Source organism: Allobosea sp. CRIB-10, from assembly GCF_900112185.1.
Lineage (GTDB): Bacteria > Pseudomonadota > Alphaproteobacteria > Rhizobiales > Beijerinckiaceae > Allobosea.
Genome location: NZ_FOKP01000018.1, coordinates 130893 through 140448, shown reverse-complemented (window position 1 = coordinate 140448; position 9556 = coordinate 130893). Strand labels below are relative to the sequence as shown.

Below are 9556 nucleotides of genomic sequence, written 5' to 3'. Positions count from 1 at the left end.
AGCATACGCAGTGACTCCGCCGCCTCGCGCCGATCGTCCGGCCGGTTCAAGGCTTCCGTCGACCCCGCGTTCCTCACGCAGATCACCGACGCGCTTCGTCTCCGATCTTCAATCATGCCGAACCAGCGTTGGAAATCCCCGACGTCAGCCAGCCCCAACCGGATTTGGTATGAGTTTTGAGGATTCGAATCGGACTGGCCGTCGCATCTGCGCCGCACGTCGATACAGTTCAGGATTTTATTAGATGCCACCCCGCTTATGTGACAGGGCCGCATGCAAATCGCGGACGCTTTGCCGATCTGCCGGATCGTCAATTGACCGCAGATCGAGCGTCATCGGCTCACTCTGCTGGTCATCGGAGCCCCTGCTAATCTCGCGCGATCCTTCTGCCGTATAGGCTTGCTGCAGTCTGGTGTCGAAACCTTGTCGCGCCGAGCCGGATGCGTCGGTCGAGCGCTCGAAGCTCTCAAGACTCCATCCTGAAAGCGCTTCAAGCGCTCTCACGAACTCAAGAGGAACTCGGCTCTTCCCGGTCTCATATTGGGAAACTTGCTGCTGGCTGACGCCGGTGCGCCCCGCAATGCCGGTCTGGTTCAGTCCCATTGCCTTGCGGCAATCCCTCGAGAAAACCATCGCGCTTTGGCTGATAGGCCCCTTCGGCGTCCTTGGCATACATCCCCCGGGACCGCTCTTGCCTCGAAGGGAGCGTTTCCAGTGCGAGCCGGACAACGAGCTGCAGGTCGAAAGACAGTTGTGGATCAACCTTTGATTGAAATCTGGCCGTTCCGGTCCGATGTTGGAGCGCCTGCGGCTTGCCGAGCGCCTGACCGTTCGGTTTTCGCAGCCGCTGCCGATAACTCGCAAGACCGGATGCTGCGCCGCCAACGCTGACTCGCGTCCTTCCGTCATTTCCGAACGGATGCTCCAGGCTCCGTCTGGCCGCTGGCGCATGTCCTGCTGAGCCGCCCCTCCATGGGAAGGACAACGGGCAATTCATCCGGCAGATTGACCTTTGGGGGCTATCCATGCTGTCGGGCTCGCCGCAAATGCGAGCACGACAGGGCCGAAGGCGAGGCCTTTCGGCTAACGAGAACCCCGCTCAGGCAACCGCCGCGACCTTCGCCGCGTTACCAGGCTCGGCGCCTTCGAGATCGGCCATCGCCGCTGCGACACCGCCACTGCGATGGGGAACGCCCGCTGCGGCGAGGCCCATCTCGACGCCGGAGAGGGCGCCGAGCAAAGCGAGCTCGTTGCACTCGCCGAGATGGCCGATGCGGAAGACCTTGCCGGCGACCTTGCCGAGGCCGGAGCCGAGCGAGATGTTGAACTTCTCCAGCGCGATCTTGCGGAAGCGGTCGGCATCATGGCTCGGCGGCATCAGCACGCCGGTGAGGACCGGCGACTGCTCGGCCGGATTTTCGCAGAGCACTTCGAGCCCCCAGGCCCTGACCGCGGCGCGGCAGGCGCTGGCAAGGCGCTGATGGCGCGTGAAGACCTGGTCGAGCCCCTCTTCCTGCAGCATGGCGAGCGCCTCCTTGAGTCCGTAAAGGAGATTTGTCGCCGGCGTATAGGGGAAGAAGCCCCCGGAGTTGATCCTGATCATCTCCTCCCAGTCCCAGAAGGAGCGCGGCAGCGTGTTGCTCTTCGAGGCCGCGAGCGCCTTCTCCGAGACGGCGTTGAAGCCGAGGCCGGGCGGCAGCATCAACCCCTTCTGCGAGCCGGAGACGGTGACGTCGACCTGCCACTCGTCATGGCGATAATCGACCGAGGCGAGCGAGGAGATGGTGTCGACCATGAACAGGGCGGGATGGCCGGCGGCGTCGATCGCCTTGCGAATCTCGGCGACGCGGCTGGTCGCGCCGGTCGAGGTCTCGTTGTGGACGACCATCACCGCCCTGATCCTGCGGGTCTTGTCCTCGGCGAGTCTCGCCTCGATCGCGGCCGGATCGGCGCCGCGGCGCCAGTCGCCCGGGATGAACTCGACCTCGACGCCGAAGCGCGTGGCGATGTTCTTCCACAAGGTGGCGAAATGGCCGGTCTCGGCCATCAGCACGGTGTCGCCGGGCGAGAGCGTGTTGACGATCGCCGCTTCCCAGGCGCCGGTGCCGGAGGAGGGGTAGATCACCACCGGCTGCTTCGTCTTGAAGACGGTCTTGCTACCTTCCAGCACGGTCTTGCCGAGCACGGCGAATTCGGCGCTGCGATGGTCGATGATCGGCATGGCGATGGCGCGCAGGATCCGGTCCGGAATCGGGCTGGGGCCGGGAATGTGCAGGAAGTGACGCCCTTGCATGGTCTTGTTTTCCTCCCGTCAAGGCTTGAGCGCCGCAGCGCTATTGCCGGCTATTTTGCATTCATTTTTTAGAAGATCAACTGCGCTATGGTATGCTGCTGGCCGACAATCGGGCTCGACAGCTGGCCCGAGCCGACTTAGCGATGATGCATGAACGAGCCTTTTCTCGATACCATCGATGAGCAGGGCCCGGCGCCAGCCGAGGCTGCGAAGCCGGCCGCCTCATTGCACGAGGGGTTGCTGGTCGCGCTGCGGGACTTCATCGTCGAGGGCAATCTGGAAGACGGTGCCCGCGTTCCGGAGCGGGCGCTGTGCGAGCGCTTCAACATCTCGCGCACGCCCTTGCGCGAGGCGCTGAAGGTGCTGGCCGCGGAGGGGCTGATCGAACTCCTGCCCAATCGCGGCGCGCGCGTACGCGAGCTGAGCTCCGCCGATGTCCGCGAGCTTTTCGATGTGATGGGTGGGCTGGAGGCGCTGGCGGGGCGGCTGGCCTGCGAGCGGATTTCGGATGTCGAATTCGCTGAAATCGAGCGTATCCATCATGAAATGTATCGTTTCTATCTCCGCCGCGACATGCACGGCTATTTCCATTGCAACCAGGCGATCCATCAATTGATCGTGGCGGCTGCCGGCAATGCGACGCTGGCCGCGACCTATGCGAGCGTTGCCGGGCGAATCCGGCGGGTGCGTTATTCGGCCAATCTCGCCAAGGACCGTGATCGTCTCGGCGAGGCCATGCGCGAGCACGAGGCGATCCTCGATGCGCTGCGGCGGCGCGCAGGCTCGGAGCTCTCCGACATCCTGTTCCTGCATCTGCGCAACAAGCGGAAGGCGGCGCAGGCTTCGGCCGGTTGAGGCGGTCATCATTCGATGGCGTCATGCTCGGGCTTGACCCGAGCATCTCGAAAGCCAGCGATCTCTGTTCTCGGGTCTGCGCTCCGCTTAGCCCGAAAATGACTGAGGCCATCGTCGGCAATCTCTCTATTCTGATTTTTTGGATTGAATGCAAAACTTTTTGATCTAAGCTCCCGTCACCGCGCCGTCAGAGCGCAATTACAGGGAGGTGCGATCATGAAGCAGCAATGGCTGGCCGCGACCGCGATTCTGGCCGCCGGCATCGCGCCGGCTTCCGCCTGGGAGCCGACGAAGCCGATCGAGATCGTGGTGCCGTTCTCGGCCGGCGGCGCGTCCGACCAGATGGCGCGGACGATCCAGGGCATCATCCAGAAGCAGCAATTCACCAAGCAGCCGATCATCGTCGTCAACAAGCCTGCTGCGGGCGGCGCCGAGGGCATGCTCGACATCCAGAAATCGGCAGGCGATCCGCACAAGCTGATCACCACCTCGAGCGGCATCTTCATGACGCCGATGGCAACCAAGCTGGCGCTGAACTGGACCGACTACACCCCGGTCGCGATGCTGGCGCAGGACTCATTCCTGCTCTGGGTCAACGCCAAGGCGCCCTACAAGACCGCAGGCGACCTGATGACGGCGGCCAAGAGCGCCAACCCGCCGATGAAGATCGGCGGCACCTCGTCCAAGCGCGAGGACAACCTGCTGGTCTTCGCCATGGAGAAGCAGGGCGGCACCAAGTTCGCCTATATCCCCTACACCTCCGGCGGCCAGGCGACGACGCAGCTGGCGGGCGGCCATGTCGAGGCCACCACCAACAACCCGGCCGAGGATCTCGCCAACTGGCGCGGCGGCGCCACCCGCCCCCTTTGCGTCTTCGCCGAGCAGAAGATGGCCTATACCGAGAAGGTGGCGGACGGGCAGTCCTGGGCCGACATCCCGACCTGCGCCTCGCAGGGGCTGAACGTCAGCTACCAGATGCTGCGCGGCATGTTCATGCCCGGCAAGGTCAGCAAGGAGCAGCAGGCCTTCTATGTCGACCTGTTCAAGAAGGTCTCCGAGACGCCGGAATGGAAAGAGTACCTCGCCCGCAATGCGCTGGCGGCTGATTATCGCGACGGCGAAGCCTTCGTCTCCTTCCTGAAGGCGGACGAGGCGAAGCACGAGAAGCTGATGACCGAAGCCGGCTTCATGGCGAAGTGAGGCGACCGTAACCGCGCCTCGGCGTCATGGTCGGGCTTGTCCCGACCATCCACGTCTTCGCTTCCTGATCGCGTGCGGTGTTCAAGACGTGGATGCTCGCCACAAGGGCGAGCATGACGCACTGGAGCTGCCAGCCTTGGAATGACGACAGCAGCGCCGCTGACGCGGCTTGTCCGGGATGACATGGAAGGGGACGGATAATGTCGGGCCCTAGCGAAACCGAAACACCCGAACCCGGCATCTCGCGCCGCCCGGTCGAGATTGCCACGGCGCTGCTGCTGATCGGGTTGGCCGGCATCGTGCTCTACGACTCGCATGGGCGTGGCGCCGGCTGGGATGGCGGGCCGCAGAACGGCTTCTTTCCGGCCCGCGTCGGCTGGATCTTCCTGGCCGCCTCGCTCTTCATCCTCTGGCAGTCATTCCGCCGGCCGGATGGCGTCTTCGTCACCTATGAACAGTTGCGCCAGGTGGTCCGTGTGCTGGGGCCGCACATCCTGTTCGTGGCGCTGATCCAGCCGCTCGGGATTTATGTCGCCTCGGCGGTCTTCATCATCGCCTTCATGGCGGTCGTCGGGACTTCGCGTTGGTGGTCGATCTTGCTGACGGCGCTGATCGTGCCGATCACCTGCTTCTGGGTCTTCGAACTGCAGTTCCGCGTGCCCCTGCCGAAGGGCCCGCTCGAAGCCATGCTCGGCTACTGAAGGACGACAGATGGACGATCTCGCCTCGCTCATCGCCGGCTTCCAGGTCGCGCTGTCCTGGCACAATATCGGCTTCATGGCCGTCGGGGTCATCCTCGGCATCATCGTCGGGGTGCTGCCGGGCCTGGGCGGGCCGAACGGCGTCGCGATCCTGTTGCCGCTGACCTTCGGCATGGACCCGACCTCGGCGATCATCCTGCTCTCGTCGATTTATTGGGGCGCGCTGTTCGGCGGCGCGATCACCTCGATCCTGTTCAATATCCCTGGCGAGGCCTGGTCGGTGGCGACCACCTTCGACGGCTATCCGATGGCGGTGCAGGGCAAGGCGGCGGAAGCGCTGACCGCAGCCTTCACCGCCTCCTTCATCGGGGCGCTCTCGGGTGTGGTGCTGATCACCTTCGTTGCGCCGCTGGTCGCCCAGTTCGCGCTGCGCTTCGGCCCGGCCGAGTTCTTCGCGGTCTTCCTCCTGACCTTCTGTTCCTTCATCGGCATGGGCCGGGAGAACCGCGCCAAGATCATCGCCTCGCTCTGCATCGGCTTCCTGCTCGCGGCGGTCGGCCTCGACTCGATCTCGGGCGATTTGCGCATGACTTTCGGCTCGACCGAATTGATGCGCGGCTTCGACTTCCTGATCGTGGTGATCGGCCTGTTCGGCGTCAGCGAGATACTGCTGACGGTCGAGGAAGGGCTGGTGTTCAAGGGCAAGCAGGCCAGGATCGACCTGATGGTGGTCCTGCGCACCTGGGCCGGGCTGCCGCGCTATTGGGCGACGCTGCTGCGCTCGGCCGTTGTCGGCATGTGGATGGGCGTGACGCCGGGCGGGGCGATCGCCGCCTCCTTCATGGGCTATGGCTTGGCCAAGCGCTTCTCGAAGCGCGGCAGGAATTTCGGCAAGGGCGAGATCGAAGGCGTGCTGGCGCCTGAGACCGCCGCCCACGCCGCCGGCACCAGCGCGCTCCTGCCGATGCTGGCGCTCGGCATCCCCGGCTCGGCGACGGCGGCCGTCCTGCTCGGCGGCCTTCTGGTCTGGGGGCTCCAGCCCGGGCCGATGCTGTTCGTCGAACAGAAGGATTTCGTCTGGGGGCTGATCGCCTCGATGTATCTCGGCAATCTCGCCGGGCTGATCATCGTGCTGGCGACGGTGCCGCTCTTTGCCGCGATCATGCGGATCCCGTTCTCCTTCGTCGCGCCGGTGATCCTGATCGTCTGCGCGATCGGCGCCTATACGATCTCGAACTCGATCTTCGACATCTGGCTGATGCTGATCTTCGGCATCGTCGGCTATGTCTTCAAGAAGCTCGACTACCCGTTGGCGCCGATGATCCTGGCGCTGGTGCTCGGCGACCGCGCGGAAGACGCCTTCCGCCAGGCGCTGCTCGGCTCGGGTGGTTCGCTCAACGTGTTCTGGGCGAACGGGCTGGTTGGAACGCTCGTCGTACTGGCTTTGCTGCTGCTATGCTGGGGGCCGGCCGGCGATGCGATTGCCGCCCTGCGCGGACGCAGCCGGACAGACCCCGAGACCGCTGAGGCCACACGATGACGCAGGCCGCGCTGCCGCGCCCGCACAGCCGCAATCTCGGCTTCGAACGGAAACTGGCACAGGCGCTGGCAGGAGAGGTGCGTTTCGACGCCTTCACCCGCGGGCGCTACGCCACCGACGCCTCGATCTACCAGATCGTGCCTCAGGGCGTCGCCTTCCCGAAGAGCGAGGCCGATATCGTCGCGGCGCTGACGATCGCGGCCGAGCACGGCGTGCCGGTAATCGCGCGTGGCGGCGGCACCTCGCAGAACGGCCAGCCGATCGGCGATGCGCTGATCCTCGACATGAGCCGGCATTTCAACGCGATCCGCGACTACGACCCGGCCAACCGCACGGTTTCGGTCGCGCCCGGCATCGTGCTTGAGGCGCTCAATGGCCATGTGAAGAAGGACGGGCTGTTCTTCCCGGTCGAGCCCTCGACGGCGAGCCGCTGCACCATCGGCGGCATGGTCGGCAACAACTCCTCGGGCGCGCGCTCGCTACGCTACGGCAAGACGGTCGACAATGTCATCGCGCTGAAGGCGATGTTCCATGACGGCGAGCCCTTCGCGCTCGGCGAGGGGCCGGTCGGTGACAATGCTTCGCCGCGGGCGCGGGCGCTGATGGAGACCATGCTCGCGCTGGCCGACCGGCATCGCGACGAGATCGAGGCGATCTTCCCCAAGGTGCAGCGGCGGGTCGGCGGCTATAATCTCGACGAACTGATCGTGCCGCGGCCGAACCTGTCGCATCTGCTGGTCGGCTCGGAAGGCACGCTGGCGCTGACGACGCAGGCGACGCTGAAGCTCTCGCCCCTGCCGCAGCACCGCGTCATGGGTGTCTGCCACTTCCCGAACTTCCGCGCGGCGATGCAGACGACGCAGCACCTCGTCGCGCTCGGGCCGGTCGCGGTCGAGCTCGTCGACAACAACGTCCTGGTCTTAGGCGCCGACATCCCGCTCTTCGTGCGCACGCTTGCCGACATCACCAAGGGCAAGCCGAACTGCCTTCTGCTGGTCGAGTTCGCCGGCGACGACCTTTCCGCGCTGAGGGGCGACCTCAGGCGCCTCGACCAGTGCATGGCCGATCACGGCTTCGCCGATGCGGTGGTCGAGGTGGTCGAGCCCGCCCGCCAGAAGCCGGTCTGGGAGGTGCGCGAGGCCTGCCTCAACATCATGATGTCGATGAAGGGCGACGGGAAACCGGTCTCCTTCATCGAGGATTGCGCCGTCCCGCTCGAGCACCTCGCCGACTACACAGATGCCGTCACCGCCCTGTTCGAGCGGCACGGCACACGCGGCACCTGGTATGCGCATGCCTCGGTCGGCTGCCTGCATGTCCGCCCGATCCTCAACATGAAGACGGAAGCCGGGGTAAAGGCGATGCGCGGCATCGCCGAGGAGGCCTGCGATCTCGTGCGCCGCTTCAAGGGCTCGTTCTCGGGCGAGCATGGCGACGGCATCTCGCGCTCGGATTTCGTCGAGCCGATGTTCGGGGGACCGCTGACCCGCGCCTTCGAGGCGGTCAAGGACGGCTTCGATCCGGGCAACCGGCTCAACCCCGGCAAGATCGTCCGCCCCTACCATATGGATGATCGCAGCCTGATGCGCTTTCCGCCCGGCTACGCCACGCCGGTGCCCGCGGAGACGGCGCTCGACTGGTCCGACTGGGGCGGCTTCGGCGGCGCGGTCGAGATGTGCAACAACAACGGCACCTGCCGGAAGATGGCCGGCGGCACGATGTGCCCGTCCTACCGGGCGACGCGCGAGGAGCAGCATCTCACCCGCGGGCGGGCCAATACGCTGCGCCTCGCCATCTCCGGCCAGCTCGGCGAGGACGCCTTCACCTCGCCGGAGATGAAGGAGACGCTCGATCTCTGCGTCTCCTGCAAGGGCTGCAAGCGCGACTGCCCGACCGGCGTCGACATGGCCAGGATGAAGGTCGAGTTCCTGCATCATTACCACGGCAAGCACGGCCTGCCGCTGAAGGAACGCCTGATCGCCTATCTGCCGCGCTATGCGCCTTTCGCGGCGAAGCTCGCGCCGCTGATGAACCTGCGCGATCGCATCCCGCTGCTGGCTAGGCTGAGCGAACGCTGGCTCGGCTTCTCGGCGCGGCGCTCGCTGCCGGTCTGGCTCAAGCCCTGGCGCGAGACGGCTGCGCCGTCGAGCCCGTCACACGTCAAAGGCGATGGCCGCGACATCGTGCTCTTCGGCGACAGCTTCAACCGCTATTTCGAGCGCGAGAACCTGGAGGCGGCCGAGCGCGTGCTCAAGGCCGGCGGCTACCGCCTGCATCGCGTCGAAGCTGCGGGGGGAGGGCGGCCGCTCTGCTGCGGGCGCACCTTCCTCTCTGCCGGGCTGGTCGACGAGGCGCGGGCCGAGGCGCGCCGCACGCTCGATGCGCTGGCGCCGTTCGTAGCCAGGGGAGCGCGGGTCGTCGGGCTCGAACCCTCCTGCCTGATGAGTTTCCGCGACGAGTTCGGCGCGCTCCTCCCGAAGGCCGAGGTCGAGCCCTTGGCCAAGGCGGCGTTGCTGATCGAGGAACTGCTCGCCGCCGACATGGCCGCGGGCCGAACCAGCCTGCCATTGCGCGATCAAGGCGGACGCGTCGCGCATCTGCACGGCCACTGCCACCAGAAGGCCTTCGACGCGATGGGCGCGGTCGAGAAGACCTTGCGGGCGGTGCCGGGACTGGAGGTCAAGCCGATCGAATCGAGTTGCTGTGGCATGTCCGGCGCCTTCGGCTATGGCGCCGCGACGATCGACGTCTCGCTCGCCATGGGCGAGCTCTCGCTGCTGCCGGCGGTGCGCAAGGCTGCGCCGGACGACCTCGTCGTCGCCGACGGAACCAGCTGCCGCCACCAGATCCATGACGGTGCTGGGCGGGAGGCCATTCATGTGGTGCGAGTGCTGGATGAAGCTCTGTAGGAAGCTCGCCGGCCGTCTGCGCCTCAGCATCGGGAAACGACCGCAGCGTGGAATGCGC

General features: G+C 65.7%; 8 protein-coding genes. 6 read left to right on the top strand and 2 right to left on the bottom strand.

Going from position 1 to position 9556, the window contains the following annotated elements:
* Positions 1-180 (top strand): hypothetical protein (locus BMZ69_RS31900; protein WP_210188059.1); only part of this gene is annotated, 180 nt, incomplete at its 5' end.
* A 60-nt stretch (positions 181-240) separates the two neighbouring features.
* On the opposite strand, the gene BMZ69_RS31710 is transcribed toward BMZ69_RS31900, so the two are convergent.
* The gene (locus BMZ69_RS31710) at positions 241-633 is read right to left on the bottom strand and encodes a helix-turn-helix domain-containing protein (RefSeq protein ID WP_280142122.1); all 393 of its coding nucleotides are present in this window, start codon (positions 631-633) and stop codon (positions 241-243) included.
* Positions 634-1099: 466 nt separating this feature from the next.
* Positions 1100-2293: a pyridoxal-phosphate-dependent aminotransferase family protein gene (locus BMZ69_RS21075; protein WP_092160372.1), complete on the bottom strand. Its 1194-nt coding sequence runs from the start codon at positions 2291-2293 to the stop codon at positions 1100-1102.
* A gap of 150 nt (positions 2294-2443) precedes the next feature.
* On the opposite strand from BMZ69_RS21075, the gene BMZ69_RS21070 reads away from it, so the two are divergent.
* The 5 genes from BMZ69_RS21070 (at position 2444) to BMZ69_RS21050 (ending at position 9498) form a co-directional block, all read left to right on the top strand.
* Positions 2444-3148, top strand: a complete 705-nt coding sequence (locus BMZ69_RS21070) for a GntR family transcriptional regulator (protein WP_092160369.1) — start codon at positions 2444-2446, stop codon at positions 3146-3148.
* A gap of 216 nt (positions 3149-3364) precedes the next feature.
* On the top strand, positions 3365-4348 hold the full coding sequence (locus BMZ69_RS21065; RefSeq protein WP_092160367.1) for a Bug family tripartite tricarboxylate transporter substrate binding protein: 984 nt from the start codon (positions 3365-3367) through the stop codon (positions 4346-4348).
* Between the two features lie 200 nt (positions 4349-4548).
* Entirely contained in the window at positions 4549-5049 is a 501-nt protein-coding gene (locus tag BMZ69_RS21060) for a tripartite tricarboxylate transporter TctB family protein (protein ID WP_092160365.1), read from the top strand.
* 10 nt (positions 5050-5059) lie between these two features.
* Entirely contained in the window at positions 5060-6589 is a 1530-nt protein-coding gene (locus tag BMZ69_RS21055) for a tripartite tricarboxylate transporter permease (protein ID WP_092160363.1), read from the top strand.
* Entirely contained in the window at positions 6586-9498 is a 2913-nt protein-coding gene (locus tag BMZ69_RS21050; protein WP_092160361.1) for an FAD-binding and (Fe-S)-binding domain-containing protein, read from the top strand. The genes BMZ69_RS21055 and BMZ69_RS21050 overlap by 4 nt, the downstream gene beginning before the upstream one ends.
* The last annotated feature ends 58 nt before the right edge of the window (positions 9499-9556 follow it).

Excerpts from the sequence above, each read along its gene's own strand:
- BMZ69_RS31710 (WP_280142122.1), bottom strand. The coding sequence starts at position 633 with ATGGTTTTCTCGAGGGATTGCCGCAAGGCAATGGGACTGAACCAGACC.
- BMZ69_RS21075 (WP_092160372.1), bottom strand. The coding sequence starts at position 2,293 with ATGCAAGGGCGTCACTTCCTGCACATTCCCGGCCCCAGCCCGATTCCG.
- BMZ69_RS21070 (WP_092160369.1), top strand. The coding sequence starts at position 2,444 with ATGAACGAGCCTTTTCTCGATACCATCGATGAGCAGGGCCCGGCGCCA.
- BMZ69_RS21065 (WP_092160367.1), top strand. The coding sequence starts at position 3,365 with ATGAAGCAGCAATGGCTGGCCGCGACCGCGATTCTGGCCGCCGGCATC.
- BMZ69_RS21060 (WP_092160365.1), top strand. The coding sequence starts at position 4,549 with ATGTCGGGCCCTAGCGAAACCGAAACACCCGAACCCGGCATCTCGCGC.
- BMZ69_RS21055 (WP_092160363.1), top strand. The coding sequence starts at position 5,060 with ATGGACGATCTCGCCTCGCTCATCGCCGGCTTCCAGGTCGCGCTGTCC.
- BMZ69_RS21050 (WP_092160361.1), top strand. The coding sequence starts at position 6,586 with ATGACGCAGGCCGCGCTGCCGCGCCCGCACAGCCGCAATCTCGGCTTC.